Source organism: Breoghania sp. JC706, assembly GCF_037026715.1.
Classification (GTDB): Bacteria; Pseudomonadota; Alphaproteobacteria; order Rhizobiales; family Stappiaceae; genus Breoghania.
Window position 1 is genome coordinate 15,477 of the sequence record NZ_JBANCG010000001.1, and the last position, 19,648, is coordinate 35,124.

General features: G+C 60.2%; 18 protein-coding genes. 12 read left to right on the forward strand and 6 right to left on the reverse strand.

The features are described from left to right. Positions 1-10 precede the first annotated feature (10 nt). The gene (gene ugpC / locus V2L18_RS00085; protein ID WP_336175570.1) at positions 11-1,081 is read left to right on the forward strand and encodes a sn-glycerol-3-phosphate ABC transporter ATP-binding protein UgpC; all 1,071 of its coding nucleotides are present in this window, start codon (positions 11-13) and stop codon (positions 1,079-1,081) included. Between the two features lie 46 nt (positions 1,082-1,127). Continuing rightward, positions 1,128-1,853 carry an SDR family oxidoreductase gene (locus V2L18_RS00090; protein WP_336175572.1) on the forward strand — a complete coding sequence of 242 codons (726 nt, stop codon included), beginning with the start codon at positions 1,128-1,130 and terminating at the stop codon, positions 1,851-1,853. Between the two features lie 89 nt (positions 1,854-1,942). Here V2L18_RS00090 and V2L18_RS00095 read toward each other — a convergent pair whose 3' ends face one another. The 4 genes from V2L18_RS00095 to ectA all read right to left on the reverse strand — a co-directional run bounded on the left by V2L18_RS00095 (position 1,943) and on the right by ectA (position 5,800). Further along, positions 1,943-3,409 (reverse strand): aspartate kinase, encoded by a 1,467-nt coding sequence (locus V2L18_RS00095; RefSeq protein ID WP_336175574.1) that lies wholly within the window; start codon positions 3,407-3,409, stop codon positions 1,943-1,945. Positions 3,410-3,499: 90 nt separating this feature from the next. Beyond that, the gene (locus tag V2L18_RS00100; protein ID WP_336175575.1) at positions 3,500-3,895 is read right to left on the reverse strand and encodes an ectoine synthase; all 396 of its coding nucleotides are present in this window, start codon (positions 3,893-3,895) and stop codon (positions 3,500-3,502) included. A 9-nt stretch (positions 3,896-3,904) separates the two neighbouring features. After that, positions 3,905-5,200 carry a diaminobutyrate--2-oxoglutarate transaminase gene (ectB, locus tag V2L18_RS00105; protein ID WP_336175577.1) on the reverse strand — a complete coding sequence of 432 codons (1,296 nt, stop codon included), beginning with the start codon at positions 5,198-5,200 and terminating at the stop codon, positions 3,905-3,907. Positions 5,201-5,251: 51 nt separating this feature from the next. Further along, positions 5,252-5,800 carry a diaminobutyrate acetyltransferase gene (gene ectA / locus V2L18_RS00110; RefSeq protein WP_336175579.1) on the reverse strand — a complete coding sequence of 183 codons (549 nt, stop codon included), beginning with the start codon at positions 5,798-5,800 and terminating at the stop codon, positions 5,252-5,254. A gap of 277 nt (positions 5,801-6,077) precedes the next feature. On the opposite strand from ectA, the gene V2L18_RS00115 reads away from it, so the two are divergent. From V2L18_RS00115 to V2L18_RS00130, 4 genes are all read left to right on the forward strand, one after another. After that, the gene (locus V2L18_RS00115) at positions 6,078-6,617 is read left to right on the forward strand and encodes a MarR family transcriptional regulator (protein WP_336175581.1); all 540 of its coding nucleotides are present in this window, start codon (positions 6,078-6,080) and stop codon (positions 6,615-6,617) included. Between the two features lie 612 nt (positions 6,618-7,229). Further along, positions 7,230-8,216 (forward strand): tripartite tricarboxylate transporter substrate binding protein, encoded by a 987-nt coding sequence (locus V2L18_RS00120; RefSeq protein WP_336175583.1) that lies wholly within the window; start codon positions 7,230-7,232, stop codon positions 8,214-8,216. Positions 8,217-8,353: 137 nt separating this feature from the next. Then, positions 8,354-9,847, forward strand: coding sequence for a tripartite tricarboxylate transporter permease (locus V2L18_RS00125; protein WP_336175585.1), 1,494 nt, complete (start codon positions 8,354-8,356; stop codon positions 9,845-9,847). An 11-nt stretch (positions 9,848-9,858) separates the two neighbouring features. Continuing rightward, positions 9,859-10,350, forward strand: a complete 492-nt coding sequence (locus V2L18_RS00130; RefSeq protein WP_336175586.1) for a tripartite tricarboxylate transporter TctB family protein — start codon at positions 9,859-9,861, stop codon at positions 10,348-10,350. A gap of 126 nt (positions 10,351-10,476) precedes the next feature. On the opposite strand, the gene V2L18_RS00135 is transcribed toward V2L18_RS00130, so the two are convergent. Further along, positions 10,477-11,574 carry a tricarboxylate transporter gene (locus tag V2L18_RS00135; RefSeq protein WP_336175588.1) on the reverse strand — a complete coding sequence of 366 codons (1,098 nt, stop codon included), beginning with the start codon at positions 11,572-11,574 and terminating at the stop codon, positions 10,477-10,479. 136 nt (positions 11,575-11,710) lie between these two features. On the opposite strand from V2L18_RS00135, the gene V2L18_RS00140 reads away from it, so the two are divergent. Next, complete coding sequence (locus tag V2L18_RS00140) at positions 11,711-12,382, forward strand: response regulator transcription factor (RefSeq protein WP_336175590.1); 672 nt, start codon at positions 11,711-11,713, stop codon at positions 12,380-12,382. Further along, entirely contained in the window at positions 12,379-13,749 is a 1,371-nt protein-coding gene (locus V2L18_RS00145; protein ID WP_336175591.1) for a sensor histidine kinase, read from the forward strand. Before V2L18_RS00140 ends, V2L18_RS00145 begins: the two co-directional genes overlap by 4 nt. Before the next feature lie 203 nt (positions 13,750-13,952). Here the strand turns inward: V2L18_RS00145 and V2L18_RS00150 are convergent, their stop codons facing one another. After that, the gene (locus V2L18_RS00150; RefSeq protein WP_336175593.1) at positions 13,953-14,687 is read right to left on the reverse strand and encodes a beta-ketoacyl-ACP reductase; all 735 of its coding nucleotides are present in this window, start codon (positions 14,685-14,687) and stop codon (positions 13,953-13,955) included. A gap of 293 nt (positions 14,688-14,980) precedes the next feature. Here V2L18_RS00150 and V2L18_RS00155 point away from each other — a divergent pair, with 293 nt between their 5' ends. From V2L18_RS00155 to fabV, 4 genes are all read left to right on the forward strand, one after another. Then, positions 14,981-15,892 (forward strand): LysR family transcriptional regulator, encoded by a 912-nt coding sequence (locus V2L18_RS00155; protein WP_336175595.1) that lies wholly within the window; start codon positions 14,981-14,983, stop codon positions 15,890-15,892. A gap of 166 nt (positions 15,893-16,058) precedes the next feature. After that, the gene (locus tag V2L18_RS00160) at positions 16,059-17,627 is read left to right on the forward strand and encodes a CoA-transferase (RefSeq protein ID WP_336175596.1); all 1,569 of its coding nucleotides are present in this window, start codon (positions 16,059-16,061) and stop codon (positions 17,625-17,627) included. 71 nt (positions 17,628-17,698) lie between these two features. After that, on the forward strand, positions 17,699-18,139 hold the full coding sequence (locus V2L18_RS00165) for a MaoC family dehydratase (protein ID WP_336175598.1): 441 nt from the start codon (positions 17,699-17,701) through the stop codon (positions 18,137-18,139). A 159-nt stretch (positions 18,140-18,298) separates the two neighbouring features. Continuing rightward, positions 18,299-19,495 carry an enoyl-ACP reductase FabV gene (fabV, locus tag V2L18_RS00170; RefSeq protein WP_336175600.1) on the forward strand — a complete coding sequence of 399 codons (1,197 nt, stop codon included), beginning with the start codon at positions 18,299-18,301 and terminating at the stop codon, positions 19,493-19,495. Positions 19,496-19,648 lie beyond the last annotated feature (153 nt).

The window sequence follows — 19,648 nt, forward strand, 5'->3', positions numbered from 1 at the left end:
GAGCCCTCTCGTGGCCGACGTGCAGATCAACAATGTCATCAAGCGCTACGGCGCCCACCAGGTGATGCATGGCGTGAGCGTCGATATCGAGGATGGCGAGTTCGTCGTCCTCGTCGGCCCTTCCGGTTGCGGCAAGTCCACGTTGTTGCGCATGCTCGCGGGGCTGGAGGTCATTTCGGGAGGGGAGATCTCCATCGGCGGGCGCGTCGTCAACGACGTGGCGCCGAAGGAGCGCGACATCGCGATGGTGTTCCAGTCCTACGCGCTCTACCCGCACAAGACCGTCTTCGACAATATCGGCTTTCCGCTCAAGATGGCGAAGCGCCCCGCCGCCGAGATCCGGGAGAAGGTCCAGAAGGCGGCCGAGATTCTCGATCTCACCCATCTGCTCGACCGCTTTCCCAAGCAGCTTTCCGGCGGCCAGCGCCAGCGCGTCGCCATGGGGCGCGCCATCGTGCGCGATCCGCGCGTCTTTCTCTTCGACGAACCCCTGTCAAACCTCGACGCCAAGCTGCGCGTCACCATGCGCGTGGAGATCAAGGAGCTGCACCAGCGCCTGAAGACCACCATCGTCTATGTCACCCACGACCAGATCGAGGCCATGACCATGGCCGACAAGATCGTGGTGATGCGCGACGGCCGGGTGGAGCAGATCGGCGCCCCGCTCGATCTCTATGACAATCCGGACAACGTTTTCGTCGCCGGTTTCATCGGGTCTCCCTCGATGAACTTCATCCATGGCCGGATCGCGGTGGATGCGGGAAAGCCGCGCTTTGTCTCCGACAGCGGCCTGGAGCTGCCGATCCCCGGTGTCGATGTCAGCGACGGTCAGGAGGTCACCTGCGGCATCCGCCCCGAGCACATTTCCATTGGATCTCGGGGCATCCCGGTTAACGTCGTCGTTGTCGAACCGACGGGCGCCGAGACGCAGGTTTTCGCCAGAGCCGGCAAGGATCTGATCGATGCGGTGGTCAAGGATCGCATCCGGGCGAAGCCGGGCGAGGAAATCGGCTTCGTCATCGATCCGGTCAACGTTCACCTCTTTGACCGGACCAGTGAAGAGCGCATTCGCGCCCGTTGAGCGCCCGGTTCAACAACGCGCATCGCATCATCTCAGGAGACCGGCGATGAACTTCTCAGGCACATCGGTCATCATTACCGGCGCGGGCAAGGGGATCGGCCGGGCGACGGCCCTCATGCTGGCGGAACGCGGGGCCGACGTTGTCGCTCTCAGTCGGACGCAAGCCGATCTGGACAGCCTGCATGCAGAAGCCGGCTGCCGTGGCATTGCCGTCGATCTTGCCGACACGGCGGCCGCGCGCACGGCGATGCGTACGGCGGGGTGTTGTGACCACCTCGTCAATTGCGCCGGCACAAACGTGCTGGAAAGCGTTCTCGACATGACGGAGGAGGGATACGAGGCCGTCATGGGGATCAACCTGCGCGCCGCGCTGGTGTGTGCCCAGGAATTCGCGAAAGCGCGGATTGCGGCCGGAGGGGGCGGCGCGATCGTCAATGTCACCAGCATCGCCGGTCATCGCGGCTTCCCCGACCACGTCTGTTACGCGGCCTCAAAAGCGGGGCTTGAGGGCGCGACACGCGTGATGGCCAAGGAACTGGGGCTTCATGGCATCCGGGTGAATGCGCTCGCGCCGACCGTAACAATGACGGAACTCGCTGCTGCCGCCTGGAGCGATCCGTCGAAGAGCGAGCCGATGTTGGTGCGTCACCCAAGCGGCCGCTTTGCCGAAGTCGAGGATGTGGCCCGGGCGATCTGCGTTCTCCTTTCCGCTGATGCGGGCTTTGTTTCAGGCGCGGTGCTGCCGGTCGATGGCGGTTTCCTGGCCGTATGAAAAGGGGCCCATGCTGGCGCACGGACCCCGTTTCCCATTCTCGTAGTCGGCCCCATCCAGACGGACCGGGGAGCGACAGGGTCGGCAACTCAGGCCGCTGACCGCAGCTTCTCTTCGGAGGCGCTGTGTTCTGTGGCGCCCCATGCGGCGCCGTCAGTTGCCTCGACGAGGGCACCGTGCAGCGCCCGGATCGCATCCTGCTTCTGGTCGGAGGCGACGACGAACTGAACATCGACAGCACGCCCGCTCTGTTGAACGGCAATCGGGGTGATCCCCGCGGCATCCAGTGCCGTGAGGCCGCGCAAGCCGACCGAAATGTCCTTCAGATTGCGACCCACGGCACTGACGAGTGCCGCTTTCTGGATGTGAATGCGCGCCGAAGGGTAGGCTTCCGTGATTTCATGCTCGACACGGCGTGCCGTTTTCAGGGACGCGTCGACATAGTGCGTGATGGTGTTGGCGTTCGAGTGCTTGGAGACAATGCGCGCCGAGTGGCGCGTCAGTGCCTTCAGGATGGTGGCGTCGTAGCCCTTTACCCCGACCATGTCCTGCTCGAACACCTCCAGCGCCAGAACGTCGAGACCAGTGACGATCTCGACGCGGGCCTCGCCGCTGAGATCGGCATCGATCAATGTGCCCGGATCGGCCGGTTCGAAAGCGTTTGCCACCCGAAGGGGAATGTCGGCCTGGCGCAGTGTCTTTGCCGCGCGCGGATGGATCGCTTCCATGCCGAGGTTGGACAGTTGGTCGGCGACGTCGAAGTTGGTTTGTCCGATCTTGCGCACGGCGTCGGTGCCGACGATCTTCGGATCGGCGCTGGAGAGATGAAACTCCTTGTGGATCACCGCCTCCTTCGCCTTCGTTGCCGAGGCGATGCGCGCGAACGTGACTTCGGAATAGCCGCGGTCATAGAGGCGGATCAGGCCTTCGCGGCATTGGGCATAACCCGTGACGATGGGCAGTTCGCTCGAAAGATCGACATCGCGCATGCCTTCCTCAATGCGTTCCTCAAGCGTCGGCTGGCGCTCGTCGCGCCATCCGGTGAGATCGATGAAGCGGGCGTTGACGCCGCGCCGCTGCAGCATGAGCGATGTCGTATGAGCGGAATGCGTTTCACCGAGGCCGGAAAGCAACTCGCGGATCGTCATCATGTGCTCGTCGAGCTGGAAATGACCATAGGAGCACAGCCGCTGCAGGTCGATCAGGCAGCTGCGAGCGCCTTCGATCCGCTCGCGCGTGAAATCGTCCGCCGTGCGTCGGTCTGCCGGATGTTCCAGAAGGCGGTTATGCACCTCCGTCATCGCATGAAGGGTCCGGTCGAGAGCGTCGCTCCAGGCGATGTTGCTGTCGGAGGCGGCGAACAGGCCGTAGACGCCGGGCGCTCCTGTCTTCTTGTCTTCAAGCAGGAGGTTGGTGATGCCGCCATAGGCGGATACCACGAAGACGCGATTGTAGATTTCAGCGTCTTTGCGCCCGCCTAGAAACAGGGTGTCGATCAATTCGTCAGACCGGCTCATGGAGGTGCCACCGATCTTTTCGACTGTATGCGTACTCATGAAATGCCTTCGTAGGGCGCGCCTGGAGGCGCGCCATTTCCTGATCTTTGTCGGTGGGGTTGCTTGACCCCGGTCTGTGGACGGATCGAACTATGCGACCGCTTCAGGTGCAGGGGCATAGGATCCGTCGGCCTGATGCACTTCCGTGCCCGTGACAGGCGGATTGAAGCAGCAGGCCAACACCAGTTCCTCCTTGGCCCGCAGCGTGTGCCGGTCATGCTGGTCGAGCGCGTACATCACGCCGGGCCGGATCTCGTGCGTCTTGCCGTTGTCGAGTTCCTCGATCGAACCGGTTCCGGAGATGCAGTAGACGCTCTCGAAATGGTTCTTGTAGTGGAACGTGTGTTCGGATCCCGCCTCGATCACCGTGATGTGGAAGCTGAAACCCATCGCATCGCCGGCGAGAAGCAGGCGTGTGGATGTCCAGCGTGCATCGGCAACGGTGCGATCGGTGTTCTTGAGCTCGTGAAAATCGCGAACGATCATGGTGTCTCCTTACTCGGCAGCGACGCGCATGGGCGCGATGCTGGCGGCGATTGAGTTTTCGAGAATGTCGAGACCGGCGGAGAACTGCTCCATCGGAATGGTCAGCGGCGCGAGGACCTTGACGACCTCGTCATGCGCGCCGGACGTCTCGATGATCAGGCCGTTACGGAAGCATTCCGCACAGATCTTGCCGGCAAGCTCGCCCGAGCCCACATCGATGCCGCGCATCATGCCGCGACCCTTGAGGCTGGCGCCCGACAGCAGCTCATCGGCCATTGCCGTGAGGCGCTTTTCCAGAAAGTCGCCTTTTTTGCGCACGCTGGCCGCGAAGCTGTCATCCGACCAGAATTTCTCCAGCGCCACGCGCGCCGTGACGAAAGCATGGTTGTTGCCGCGGAAGGTGCCGTTGTGCTCGGCCGGTTTCCAGATGTCGTGCTCCGGCTTGATCAGCAGAACGGCCATGGGCAGCCCCATGCCCGACAGCGACTTGGCCATCGGGATCATGTCCGGCACGATGCCGTAATCATCGAAGCTGAAGAACGTGCCGGTGCGCCCGACACCCGCCTGGATGTCGTCGACGATGAGCAGGGCGCCATGCTTGCGGGCAATACGCGCAATGCCCTGCATCCACTTTTTCGAAGCCGCGTTCAGGCCACCTTCGCCCTGAACCGGCTCGACGATGAAGGCGGCAGGAGCGTCGATGCCGCTGGAGGGATTGTCGAGCATGGTCTCGATCTGGGCCAACGTGTCGGCGTCCGCGCCGAACGCGCCCTCATAGGGCATGCGCGCAGTGCCGGCCAGCGATGCGCCGCCGGCGCCCGCCCGCTTGGCCGCGTTGCCTGTCGCGCTGAGCGCGCCCATCGTCATGCCGTGAAAGCCGTTGGTGAACGCGATGATCGTCTGGCGCCCGGTGACCTTGCGAGCGAGCTTCATCGCCGCCTCCACGGCATTGGTGCCGGTGGGACCGGTGAACATGATCCTGTGGTCCATCCCGCGCGGCTTCAACACAAGCCGTTCGAACGCCTCGATGAAGGCGGCCTTGGCGTCCGTGTGCATGTCGAGACCGTGCGCGACGCCGTCGGCGGCAATGTAGTCGATCAGCGCGGCCTTCATGTCGGGATCGTTGTGGCCGTAATTGAGGGTCGAACAGCCCGCCAGAAAGTCGGTGTAGTCGCGGCCGTCGCTGGTGGTCAGCGTCGCATTGCGGGCACTGGTGAAGACGGCAGGGAAGCTGCGGCAGTAGCTGCGCGCTTCCGACTCGCGCCTGTTGAATACGGCTGTAGCATCCGTCGGGAAGGTGGTCATGAAAACCTCGATGAATATGGAATTAAGGGGAAGGGGCGCGTGGCAGGAGCGTCAGGCGGCGGCAACCTTGCGGTCGCCGAAAGCGCCGATCGTCACCATGTATTCGGTGGCGTGACGTCCTTCGAAGTGCTCGTCGCGCTCGAAATGCGCGGTGGAGGCGAGCGGTGCGTCCATCTTGTCCGCGAAGCCGTTGAACAACGCCCAGCTGGCCTTGTTGTCGCGGGTAATGGTGGTTTTCAGGCTCGAGACGTCGGCGCAGCAGGCGCGTGCCAGCAGATGCGACAGCATCTTCTTGGCGACGCCCATCCCGCGCGCCTTCTCGGCCACGGCCACTTGCCACACGAAAAGCGTGTCCGGTTCTGCCGGCAGCAGGTAGGCGGACACCCACCCCACGATCTCGTTGCCGAGTTCGGCCACGACACAGGTGTCAGCGAAATGGTCGCATTGCAGGAGATTGCAGTACATCGAGTTGTCGTCGAGCGGTCCGCAATCCCGGATCAATTGCCAGATATTCGACCCATCCTGTGGTTCCGGTGTCCTCAGGGTGAGCGTTTCGGATCTCCGCCTGGATGTGTCGCTACCGATAATGTTCAAGCTCATGGCATCCTCAGTTCCTATGCGCGACTAACAATAGGGATTGGGAGAATGTTTTCAATAGCGAAGTAATTTAATTTCTGTCGGATGGTGGCCGTGTAATAACATATTGAAAATAATGGATAAAAACTAAAAGTTGGCAATTCGACCTACAATTATAATTTAAAATCGGAATGATTTTTTCCGTCGACTCTGGTGGGATAGTTCAGAATCCGAAAAATCGTTTGCGCCTGTCCATTGGATGGAGGAAAATCGCGTATTATGGCGAAATGGTTGGATTGACATGGAAGATCGCGCGCTAAGCTGCCTGCTGGCCCTGCGTCGCGTGTTAGGCGCGGCGGAACGCAACGACCGTGCGCTGGCGCGCGCCACGGGACTGACCACGGCACAGTTGCTGGTCCTGCGGATTATCGAGGATGCGAAGGAGATCACGCCCAAGGGGATTTCCACGCGCGCAGGCGTCGCCCCGGCGAGTGCAACTGCGCTGATCGAAAAGCTGGCCCAGCTTGGTTATCTGCGGCGCCGGCGCAGCGAGAGTGACCGTCGCAAATACTGGGTGTCGTTGACAGAAGCAGGCGTGGCCGCGTTGCATTCCGCGCCCGATCCGCTGCACCAGCGCTTTTCAAGCGCGTTTGACACGATTTCAAACTGGGAACAGGCGATGATCCTCTCGGCGTTGGAGCGCGTCGCCGCCCTGGTGGCGGATGAGGGGCCTGATCAGAAGCCGGCCGGTGTCGGGGTTCACGATATTTCCAGTGCGCTTTCGTTTCCGCCCGAACCCGAGCCTGCGGACCCGCAGCCCGCAGATCCGGTTGCAACTTGAGCCTGCTTGCGTTGATCGCTGCGGCAATGGTTGCGGAGGTCAAAGCCAAGACGCTGCTCGCACCGGGGTTTTCCAAAGTTGGCATGCCAAGCGGTAGCGCGTTGGCGTGTCGCTCGTTCTTCGCCGAGCAGAAGGCTCCGCGTTGAATGTGACAGCCTGCGTCCGCGCTCACCTGATCGGGCGCCGGAGCTATCGAGGCGGATTGGCGAGCCGCCTGCTTCCTCACAATTTCTGGGCAGGGAACTCGCCAACGATTGCGTACATGATTTGCATTCTATCACTGGACTGAGTGATCGCGCGGGAGGGGGCGAAGCGTCTCCTGTAACCATCAGAAAGCCTTTGACATTGCTCGGGGATGCGGTTGCCGCTCGCGCGAAATAGCTTTGCGAATGGAATCGGAATCTGGGCTTTGCGTCGGTGATTTCGGTGCCGTTGCAATAAACCTTTTGGTCACTGTCCGAAGGACGGACAGGTTTTGGACAGGTGAACAACCTTATTGTTCGGGCCCGAACGGGCACCGCGCCTTCAGCCTTGCGGCCGAATGAGTGGAGCCGACTGGAGGAGCCAGCACTGCCCGTTGGAAACAAGCAATAATTGGGAGGTTCATCTGTGATGATGTTCAAATCAGTCGCCGTGACCGGCGCGGCCGTGCTTTTCACCATTGCCAGCGCCGTGGGTGCGGCGGCGGCGGACAAGCCGGCCAACTATCCGACCCGCCCCATCAATCTTGTCGTTCCCTATCCGGCCGGCGGCGGCGTTGATCTGACGGCGCGGACCCTGGCCGCCCAACTCGAGCGCACGACCGGGTTGCAGTTCCGCGTGGAAAACCGTGCCGGTGGCGGCAGCACCATCGGCAACGCCTATGTTGCCAAGCAGGCGAAGGCAGACGGCTACACGGTCGGCGTGCTCGCTAACCCCACAATGGCGATCAGTGTTGTTCAGGGCCGGGCCCCCTTCGCGAAGGACGATCTGGAGCCTCTGGCGGGCATCACCTTCGCTCCCGCCATCTGGCTTTCCGGCACCAAGTCGAAGATCGCCGGCAAGAGCTTCCAGGAAGTGATCGCCTACGCCAAGGAACATCCGGGCGAGCTGAAGGTCGGCGTCATTCCCAATGGTGCCTTCGATATCGCCACCCGTATCCTTGAAAAGCAGCTTGGTGTGAAATTCACCATCGTGCCGTTCCAGGGCGGAAAACCGGCCGCCGTGGCGCTTCTCGGCGGCAATGTCGATATCGCCGCCAACTACTATGACGAAGTTGCCCAGTTCATCGACGCCGGGCAGATGAAGTTGCTGGCGGTTGCCGACAACACGCCGCTCTCGCAGGTGCCTGATGCGCCGACCATGAAGGAACTGGGCGTGAAGATCCCGTCCGGAACCTGGGGGGCCGACCGCCTCGTTGCCGTCAGCCCGAAGGTGCCTGCGGAGATCAAGGCCTACCTCGCCGCGATCATCAATGACACGTTGAAGCAAGAGGAAACGCGCGAAGCCTTCGAGAAAGTCGGCATCGAGCTTATCCCTCTGACCGCTGAAGAAGAGCAGGCGCGCTACAACGCCTCATTCGAGGCCGTCAGCGAGTATTTCAAGAACGCCGCGCACTGACGTCGATCTCACGAAAGCGAACGAGGGGCACCGTGTCGGCCAATGGCTGGCGCGGTGCCTGTCGGTGAGCGCGTGCGCCCGGTTTTGCGAAACCCGGCCTCAGTGACCACAGGATCCGGCATCAAAGGATAGGGAAAATGCTCGAAGGTTTCCTGAACGCCATCACTTACCAGAGCGTGGCGGCAGAAATCGGCGGCGTCATCATTGGCATCATCTTTGGTGCCATCCCCGGTTTGACGGCGACGCTTGGCATCGCGTTGTTCGTTCCGGTGACGTTCCTCATGAGCCCCGAGCACGGCATGATCATGCTCGGCGGCATCTATTCCGGCGGCATATTCGGCGGCAGCATCTCCGCCATTCTCATCAACATTCCCGGCACGCCCGCCTCGATCGTGACGAGTTGGGAGGGCCATGCCATGGCGCGGGCCGGCAAGGCGCCTTTTGCGCTTGCGCTGGCGGCCATGAGTTCGGGCATCGGCGGCATCCTGGCGGCCATCGCGGTGCTGTTCCTGACGCCGATCCTCTCTTCTTTCGCGCTGAGCTTCGGTTCGCCGGAATATTGCGCGTTGCTGATTTTCAGCTTCACCATCGTGATCGTGATGCTGGAGACGCCGCTCGCCTCCAATCTTTTCGGCTGCTTTGTCGGGTTGCTCATCGTGACGATCGGGCTCGATCCGGTCATCGGCACGCCGCGTTTCACATTCGGTGTTGTCGAACTGTATTCCGGCTTCAATCTCGTCGCCGTGCTGATCGGGTTCTTCTGCATGAGCCAGGCCGTTGTACTGGCCCTCAATTCGTTGAGGCCCGACAAGGGCGGCGAGATCATCTTCGACGGCAAGAGCCCGTATGCCGAACTCCTGCGCGTGGTGCCAACACGCATCGTCACCTATCTGCGTTCTGCCGTGACAGGGGTCTTTCTCGGCATCCTGCCGGCCCTTGGGCCGGTGGAAACGCCGTTCATTTCCTATGCGCTCGAAAAGCGCTTCAACAAGCGCAACGAGAAGTTCGGCAAAGGATCGGTCTCGGGGCTGATCGCGTCGGAAACCTCCATCAGCGCCAATGTCGGCGGATCGTTGATCCCGCTCATTTCGCTGGGTATTCCAGGCTCCGGCGCGGCGGCCGTGTTCATCGGTGCGCTGACGCTGCATGGCCTGCAGCCTGGCCCGATGCTCTTCGCCAACCAGCCGACCCTCATCTACAGCTTCTTCTGGGGCTTCCTGATTCTCAACATCTTCATGCTTTTCTTCGGCGTCTTCGCGGCGCGCTACTGCGCCTTCGTTCTCAAGATCCCGAAATTCGTTCTGGCGACCTTCGTCGCAGCGTTCTCGATCCTCGGGACCTTCGCCATCCAGAACAACATGTTCGATGTGTTCGTCATGCTCGGCGCAACCGCCTTCGCGCTCTGGTTCCAGGCGTTGCGGATCTCGCTGTTGCCGGTGGTGATGGCCGTCATTCTCGGGCCGTTGTTCGAGCAGCAGATCGCCGTTCTCAACACCTCCTACAGTTCCGTAGGGGAGGTGCTCCAGCGCCCTGCCGCCGTGGTGTTTCTGGCCGTGTCCGTGCTCATGCTGGGCTTCCGTCTCGTTCGCGGAACCTCGCGTAGCGGCATGCCCGAACAGACCGAAGTTTGAGGAGGCTCGGCATGTTTGTCTTCAGGCTGTTTTCATTCGCGCTGATCGCCGCCTTCGCGCTCGTGCTCGGCAAGCAGGCAATGGGCATATCCGGCATGGCCAGCACCTATCCGCTTACGCTGGTGACGGTAGTGCTGGCGGGAACGCTGTACATGATCGCCACGGCCGTCGCGCAACGTCGCGAACCGCCTGTCCTGACCGGGGATGTGTCTCATCTGGTTGCGGCCACGGGGCCCGAGCGGTTGCGGCTTTTCGCGTTCGTGATCCTTTGGGTTGCCTATCCGTGGCTTCTCGGCATGCTGGGCTTCATCGTCACGACGACGCTTGCGATTACCGTTTCGCTCTGCATGCTCGGCCAGAAGCGGATCCTGCTGGCCTTTGCCTGTGCCGCGGTCTTCTCGGTGGTCTTCGCGGTTCTGTTCACGACGGTCTTTTATGTGCCGGTTCCCGCGGGAATTCTGGACGACTGGCTCACCACCTTCATCTTCCGGCTTCAAAGCTAGAAGCTTCAGGCTCGGCAGGCCGCAAGGGTCTGTCGGGCCTCCTCCTCGGACGCCTTTGTCAGGGGCGCAGGTTCAACGGGAACCAGGATCCCGCATCGGGCCTGTCCATGCCGGGCGGGCGCCGGATCATTTGCTCAGGTTTACGCCATAGTCTGCGAGAATGCGGGTGATGCTCTTGCGGTCCGCATTGCGGATCGTCGTGCCCCTGTGAAACAGCGCCTCCGCCTCCTTGCCGATGGTCAGTTGGTAGTCGCCGAGAACGTTCGCGACCTTAGCCTTGTAATCGGGATCTTCCGTAATCGCCTTGAGCGCGGCCTCGTAGGTCTCGACGATTTCATCGGGCGTGTCCTTGGGGACGAACACCATCTTCTGCGCCAGAAACTCGGTGGTGAAGATGGACATGTAGGTGTCGTATTCGGGGCCAGAGGGAGGCTTGCCTCTCAGCGTCTCATAGACCTCATCGAAATTAGGTAGATCAGGGAATGTGGGGTCGCGTTCAAGTTTGCCGTCCTTGCCCAGGACACCCCAAGAGAAGAGGGGAACCGCTGTTCCGCTTTCGACCATCGGCCGGACGCCTTTGAGAAAGGCGGGGGTCGTCTGGTAGTCGATGTTCACGTCGCCGCGCTCGAAGGCGAGGCGACCATCGGCGCGGGCGCGATAGCCGAAGACATGCTCCACTTTCAGCCCCAACAGCCTGAACGCCAGCAAGGGGATCAGATCAAGCGACGTCGCGCCCTGATTGGCATAGATCAGTCGCTTGTTAGCGAGTTTGGCAATGTCGGAGGGGCCATGGATTCCAAGCTTTGGCGTGGTGTAGACGACGCCGCCCGTCGGCATCACCATGATGATGCGCCAGTCCTTGTAGTCGTATTTCACCCGCGGGTCGCCGAGCAGGAATGGCAGCTGGGTGGAGCCGGTAGTGATCAGCAGGTGCAGTCCGTCGGACTTTGCGTGCGAGGCGAACTGGTTGGCGCCACGGATCGAACCGCCTCCGGGCTGGTACGAAATCGAGATGGCGGGGTGTCCCGGCAGGTGCTTTGTCAGGAAAGGTGCAAGGAACTGGGCGATCCGGCCCGAGCCGCCGCCAGGGGAGTTGGGGACGGTCCATATGATCGTCTTTCCCGCAAAGCTGGTTTCGGCCCGCGCACCGGCGCTGGTGCCAAACAGCGTCACAATGGCTGCGAGCGCAAGTGTCGCAAGCCGCATACCATTTGTGGCATTCACAGTGTTGGCCTCCCCAGACTGGCTTATCATTGTCGCATATGGATGGATAACACTGGAACATGAATTGCCGATACCCGCCTGTGGCGGTTCGGCGGTATCGTCCGGCCTGTTTTCTTGTGAGTTACGGGACAAGTGCATGCGTATCGCGATACTTGAGGACAACGAGATTCTCGCCAGAGCCATTCGAAGCGCACTTGAAGATCTTGGCTTCGGTGTCGACTGGATCGAAGATGGTCTGTCCGGCGAGGCTTTCCTCAGGGATGCCGATGCCGACGTTGCCATCATAGACATCAACCTTCCCGGTCAGAACGGCTTCGAGGTGATCCGCGCGTTGCGCAGAGCAGGCTGGTCGACGCCCATCCTCATCCTCACGGCACGTGGAAAGACCTCGGAGCGTGTTCAGGGGCTGGAACTTGGCGCTGACGACTATTTGGTCAAACCGTTTGAAATGGCGGAACTGGTGGCGCGCCTGCGCGCGCTCGCCCGCCGCAGGCCGGTGCTGCGCAGCGAGTGGGAGGAACTGGGCGGGCTGAAGTTCAACCGGGGGCGCCGGGAGCTGTTCCACCTCGGTAAGGTGATCGAGCTTCCCAGGCGCGAACTCGCCCTTTTCGAATGCCTTCTCGAGCATCGCGGCCGCATCGTCTCGCGTACGCTCATATCGGACACCCTTTATGGAACGGGCGCGGAGATCGAGGACAACGCGATCGATCTTCTGATCTCCCGTCTGCGGCGCAAGATCGATGGGACGGGCGTCGCGATCAGGACGGCGCGCGGGCTCGGCTACATGCTGGATGGGGAACGCGCTTGAATACGGGCTCGCTCAAGAACCGGTTGTTCGTTTTCATCGTCGTTCCGCTCTTCGCCGCCGCGTGCGTGGCATCGGTCGCCCGCTACAGCCAGTTCACGAAACTTTCGCGCGATCTTTACGACAACACCCTCTACACGATCGCGCTCACCATTTCGCGTGACGTAACCACGAACGAGGGGGATCTGCTGACGCGGGCCGTGCTCAATGCCCTGGTGGAAACGTTGGGCGATCAGATCTTCTACCGGATCACCGGTCCCGGCGGGGCCTATGTGACCGGCATGTCCGATGCACCCAATGTGCCGAATGCCGGCGCGAAGCCTCCCGGCGAACCCGTCTACTTTGATGCCGTCTATCACGGTCAGCCCGTTCGCGGGCTGTTCATGACAGAGGTCGTCACCGACCGTCCGATGAGTGGCACGGTGACTGTCGAGGTGTGGCAGACCATCCGGCAGCGCCAGGAGCTCAGTCTGAGCCTGCTTGGTCAAACGGCCGTCTATTTTGGCGGGTTGCTCGCCGTTGCCGGGCTGCTTGTCTGGTTCGGCATTCGAAACGGCCTGAAACCGCTCAAGGATCTGGAGGCGGCGCTCGTGTCGCGTACCGCGAACGACCTGCGTCCGATCGAGCAGGTGGTGCCGCGGGAAATCGGAGCACTCGTGGCTGCGATGAATTCGCTGTTCGAGCGGCTCAGGAGGGCGTTCGAAATCCGCGATGCCTTCATTTCAGATGCTGCGCACCAGGTCCGCACGCCCATCGCCGGAATTCAGGCGCAAGCAGAGGCGGCACTGACCGCGAGGGATGAGACGGCGTTGAGGGCTCGGGTGGAGGAGGTCGCGGTCGCCGCCAGGCGCGCCGGACGGTTGACCAATCAGTTGCTCTCGATGGAACGGGTGCGCGGGCGCGACCTGAAGGGGCTGGCGGTTCGCTTCGATCTGGAGGCCACGGTTCAGGAGGTCACCCGCCATTTCGCCGAACGTGTTCTGCCGAAAGGCATCGAGATCAACTATCAGCTTCGCGGAGAGCCGCGAAGCTTTGCAGGAGATCCGGTTCTGTTGGGTGAAATGCTTCTCAACCTGCTCGAGAATGCCGAGCGATATGGTATCGCGGTGCAGCCCGTTATCGACGTGATCCTCACTTTCGCGGCGGAGCATGTCGAGCTGGACGTGCGTGACAACGGTCCCGGCATTCCTCCCGCCTCAAGGGAACGGGTCTTTGACCGCTTTTATCGTGTGGCTCCGGAGGGCGCGATTGGCTGCGGCCTCGGACTGTCGATCGTGCGTGACATTGCCCAACTGCATCACGGAGATGCGCAGGTGATGGCCACGGAGGCCGGCTGTCATGTCCGGGTCGTCCTTGTCGGCAGTTCCTGACGCCATCGGGTTGGCGCCGCTTTGGCCCACATTTTCTTCACGATGCGGTCCAAAGTCGGACAGATGAGCTCCGCCGGATACTTGCCTGGCGGAGCTCCTGCGCTTTTCGGTGTCGCCGGTTCAACAAAGCGTGGCTGAACTGCCGGCCGATCGGCTGGTTGCGGATGCCGTTGGCATCGAAGCCGATCGAACAGTCCTGCGCCTCAGATGACCAGCCCGCCATCAACCTTCAGCAACTGGCCGGTGATGAAACGGGCGCGATCGCTGGCCAGAAAAAGAACGGCCTGAGCGATGTCTTCCGCCTCGCCCATGTGGCCGAGCGGGGTCTTGCTTTCCATGTAGGCGATGACCTTCTCCGGCAGGTCCTTGGTCATCGGAGTTCTGATGAAACCCGGGGCAACGCAGTTGGCGCGAACCTGGGCGCCCTTTCGGGTGAATTCCTTGGCCCAGCTCTTGGTCATGGCGATCACGCCGGCCTTGGTTGCGGCATAGTTGGTCTGGCCGATGTTGCCGTCCGTGCCGACGACGGAAGACATGGTGACGATGGAGCCGGCACCGTTCTCGATCATGACCGGGGAGACGTACTGTGTCATGTTGAACACGCCCTTCAAGTTCACATCGAGCACCATGTCCCAATCCTGCTCGCTCATCTTCGCGAGCAGATTGTCTCGGGTGATGCCGGCATTGTTCACCAGGACGTCGATCCGTCCGAACCGGTCTTTGACACCGGAAACGAAATCTGAAATCGCATCACGATCACATACGTTGAGCTCAATAGATTCCACGTTTGCGAACTTGTCTTTGTAATCGGCCATGGCGTCCAGCTTCATGTCGCAAGCGAATACCTTTGCAGCACCTTCGGTTGCAAATTCTTCTACTATACAACGGCCGATGCCCTGGGCGCCGCCGGTTACGATGCAGATTTTGTCCTTGAGCATGATTAAGTCTTCTATTCTTGCTGTTGCTGGTGGGTATACGTGCACACATGCCGCAGGTCGAATTATTGACATGAAAGGGGGCAGGGTGGTTATAGGCGGTTCAACAAAACACTAATGACGAAATGGGATTGGCCCTCGGATGCAATCCGGCTCCCCGGGGGAATTGTTCCTGATGGCCATGCCGAGCTCCGTACCCTGCCTTAGCCCCACCGCCCGCGCTCACCCTTTTCGGATAGTGGTCCTGACCGTTCAGGACTTTCATCGGCCCACTCGCCCGAAAGGGAGATGTCACAATGCTCGACAAGATGGTCTATTTTCTCAATGTGGTGCGTACCGGTTCTTTTTCCGACGCCGCGCGCCTTTATGGCATTTCCCCCAGCGCGGGCAGCCGGTGGATCATCGAGCTTGAGGAGAAGCTGGGCGTAAGCCTGCTCAAGCGGTCGACCCGCAAGGTGGTTGCGACCGAGCCCGGCCAGCATCTCTACGACCGGTTCAATAATGTTAACGCAGAGATCGAGGATATCTTCTCGGAGCTGCAACGCTTTGGACAGGAAGAGCGCGGCACGATCGTCATCGCTTCGACCCCGCTGTTTGCCAAACGGTTCTTGTGCCGCATCGTCGGAGAGTATCTGCTTGCCCATCCGCAGGTAAATTTCCGTGTGATCGAGACGGCGTATGATGTCGACATGGTCGAAAAGGTGGATTTCGTCATTCGCGCGAAGGCGACCTATGACGGGTTCCAGGAGAAGGACAGCCTTCTGATACGCCGGTCTTTGCTGCGCTATCCGCTGGTGGCCTGCTGTTCCCCGGAGTATGCCAGCCGTTACGGCATGCCGGTCGTGCCGCAGGATCTCAGCCGCCACAACTGTCTGTTTGCCAGCACGCTGGTGGGGGGCAACAAGTGGGTGTTTCATGCGGATGGCGAATACTCGGCGGTGAGCATCGCGCAGACGGTCGAGGTCGAGGACAGCGAGTTTATCAAGGAAGTGGCGCTGAAAGGCGGCGGGGTGGCCTACCTGCCGCTCAACATCCTGCGTCAGGAACTGGCGGACGGGCGTTTGATCGCCATTCTCAGTGACTATCTCGATGCTGAATTCGAGCTCAATCTCTACTATCGCCGGCGGCGCCAGATGCCTCTGCCATGCTCCAATTTCAAGGACTTTCTGATCCGTCGGACCCGCGAACTCGATCAGGAAGGTATCTGAGGGCCAGTGCAAGCATTGTTGTTGTCGTGGGATAATTGTCCCGTTTGCGGAATTCTCTTTTGGATGATTGGCTGTTTCCTCGTCTGACGAAGGTACCTAGCATTGCAATGAAAATGGCGGGGCGCTGGTAGAATAAACAGTTCGCCCATTACTAAGTGGCCGTGCAATGCAAGTAAAAATATTGACGCCGGAACAGGCTGCCGATCTTCTTGCGGATAATGATCGCGTTATCCTTGGAGGCTTCATCGGAGCCGTAGTCCCGGAGACGGTTGAAGTCGCGATCAAGGATCGCTTTCTTAGAACGGGTTCTCCTAAGAATCTTGATTTGTATTTCACGGCGGGACAGGGCGACGGCAAGGACAGGGCGAACAATCATTTTGCCCATCCCGGTCTCGTTCGGCGTGCGATCGGCGGACACTGGGGGCTTATCCCGAAACTGCAGGAACTGGCTGTCCGCGAGGAAATTGAGGCTTACAATTTCCCGCAAGGCGTGATCGCCCACATGATCCGCGACAGTGCTGCAGGCAAGCCTGGCACGTTAACCCATGTCGGCCTTGGCACCTTTGTCGATCCTCGCATCGAGGGTGGCAAGATCAACTCGGTCACCAGAGAAGATCTGGTGTCTGTGGTGAAGATCGCGGGTGAGGAATATCTCTTCTACAACCGGATCGATGCCAACGTGGCGCTATTGCGCGGAACCACCGCCGATACGCATGGCAATATCACGATGGAGGATGAATGCCTCATCCTCGAGAATCTGGCCGCTGCCCAGTTGGTGACCAACATGGGCGGCAAGGTCATCGTGCAGGTCAAGAGGGTCGTCGAACACGGCGAGCTCGACCCGCAGAAGGTGCGCATCCCGGGCATTCTGGTGGATGCTGTGGTCATTGCTGATGGCGAGGATCACATGCAGACCTTCTCCGAACTCTACAATCCTGCCTATTGCGGGCGGGGCAAACGCAGTTTCAAGGCGCCCATTGCCCGAAAGCTCGACGCCAGGAAGATCATCGCCCGCCGGGCCGCGCTCGAATTGCGCGAGGGGGCCGTGCTCAATTACGGGATTGGCGTGCCGGAGGGGATCGCCGAGGTAACCGACGAGGAAGGCGTGACCAGCCGGATGATTGCCACGGTCGAACCGGGGGCAGTCGGTGGCACTCCTGCAGGCGGGTTGAGCTTCGGCGCTTCGGCCTTTCCCGATGCGATCATCACCCAGGACCAGATGTTCGACTTCTATGACGGGGGCGGTGTCGATCTGGCCTTCCTGGGGCTGGCTGAAGCAGATGAGAAGGGCAATATCAATGTGTCCCGGTTTGGACCGAAGATTGCCGGCTGCGGTGGCTTTATCAACATCACCCAGAATGCCAAGGAAGTCTTCTTCTGCGGAACCTTTACGGCTGCGGGCCTGAAACTCGAAATCGGGGGTGGTAAACTTGCCATTATTCAGGAAGGCAAGATCCGCAAGTTCCTATCTTGCGTTCAGCAGATCACGTTTTCTGGAGATCGCGCCCGTCAAACGGGAAAGCCGGTGATCTACATTACCGAGCGGGCCGTGTTCCGATTGGCCGAGACGGGTCTCGAACTCATCGAAATCGCTCCGGGAGTGGATCTGCACAAGGATGTGCTCGGGCAGATGGAGTTTGCCCCGCAAGTCAGTCCTACACTCACTGAAATGGATGCCCGCTTGTTCCGCGACGAGCCTCTGGAACTGGTGCTGCGCCCCGCGGTCGGCAGCTGAAGCTTCTCACTGTAGAGGCATCGTCTTCCCCAATGCTCCGGCGGGGGAGTGATATTCCCGATATTCAATCAATGACGATTGGCGAGGTTCCAATGAGTTACACGTTGGAAGAACTGCAGATTGGCCAGAAGGCGTGGTTTGAGAAAACCATCGGCGAAGCGGATATTGGGCTGTTCTGCGGTATAAGCGGTGACATAAATCCTGTCCATGTCAGTAATATCGCGGCCGAAAACAGTATTTTCGGCAAGCGGGTTGCACATGGAATTCTTGTCGCCGGTCTGACATCCGCAGTGCTGGGCATGCAGTTGCCCGGACCGGGAACCATCTACCTGGGACAGGAGCTGCGGTTCGTTGCCCCCGTCTATATTGGCGATACGGTGCGCGCTGAAGTCGAGGTGGCCGAGATCAACAAGCAAAAGAAAATCGTACGCCTGAAGACGACAAGCAAAAATCAGGATGGAAAGGTCGTTATCGAAGGAATGGCGACCGTTCGTCCACCGGTTAATTCGTAACGCCAATCACGAGCAGATCGGGACGATCTGCTCGAAGAGTAAAGCGACCAGGCATCAAGCTGGAGAGGCCTTGTCGAGCAAGACGTCGCGCTTGGTCGAAACGCGCTCGGATATCTCGTCTCCCGAGAGGGCAAACAGCTCCTCAAATCAGAGCAGATCATGATTATAGAACCCATCATCAAGGGGCAGGTCGCCAAGTCCTGCCATCCCGTCGGCTGCGGCAAGGCGGTCAAGGACCAGATCAACTATGTTCGTCAGGCCAAACAGATTGCGAGGGGGCCGAAGAAGGTTCTCGTACTCGGCGCATCTTCGGGCTTCGGCTTGGCTTCCCGTATCTCCTTGGCTTTCGGCGGTGCGCGCGCCGATAGCATCGGTGTCGCTTTTGAACGCGGGCCCTCGGAAAACGGTGTCGGAACCGCAGGTTGGTACAACCTGATCAACTTCGCCCGGCAGGCCGAGCAGGAGGGCCTGATTGCCAAGAATTTCGTCGGCGATGCGTTTGGGGAGGAGATGCGTCGCGAGGTCGTTGACTATATCAAGGCCGAATTCGGTGGCAGCGTCGACCTTGTAATCTACTCTCTTGCAACGGGTGTCCGGCCGGATCCTGAAACTGGCGAGAAGATCCGATCTTCGATCAAGACGGTCGGGGAGCCACTTAAAGGCTATACTGTCAATCTCGAGCAGGATTGCCTTGAGGAGGCGACGCTCGAGCCCGCGACCGAAAAAGAGATTCACGACACCGTCAAGGTGATGGGGGGAGAGGATTGGGAAGAGTGGATTTCCTTCCTGATGGAAGAAGGCGTCCTTGGCGAGGGCTGCCAGACGTTTGCCTATTCCTATATCGGGTCAGAGATTACGTATCGTATCTACCATGAAGGAACCTTGGGCCAGGCAAAGCAACATTTGCACTCAACGGCCGACAGGCTTGATGCAAGGATGAAGTCCTTTGGCGGGCAGGCCCATGTGGCTGTCTGCAAGGCGCTGGTGACCAAGGCCAGTGTCTTTATTCCGGCCTTCTCGCCGTACATCCTGGCACTGTTCAAGGTGATGAAAGAGATGGGGTTGCATGAGGGGTGCATCGAGCAGATGCAGCGGCTCTATGCTGATCGCGTTTACAATGAAAACGGTATCGTCGAAACCGATGACAGCCGGCTGGTGCGCGTCGACGACTGGGAGCTGCGTGCCGATGTTCAGGAAAAAGTTCGCTCGATCATTGATCGGATGACGCCGGAAAATTTCCGCGAGCTGGGCGATTACGAAGGCTACAAGACGGAATTTCTCAAGCTCAACGGTTTTTTCCTCGAAGGGGTCGACTACGATGAGGATCTGGATTTGGCAGACCTTTCCTCCAATTAGTTCGTCAAATCCCTTTGCGTGACCCGGGCCAAGGAAGCCCTCGCCTTTGGTGTTGTATCGGCTTCCTTGCATCCGTGTGCGGAGCCTTGGCTGTCTGGTTGTATGCGCCTGCCGTAGGCTGGTCTTGCAGCGAAGCGCCCCAGCCGACTGCCG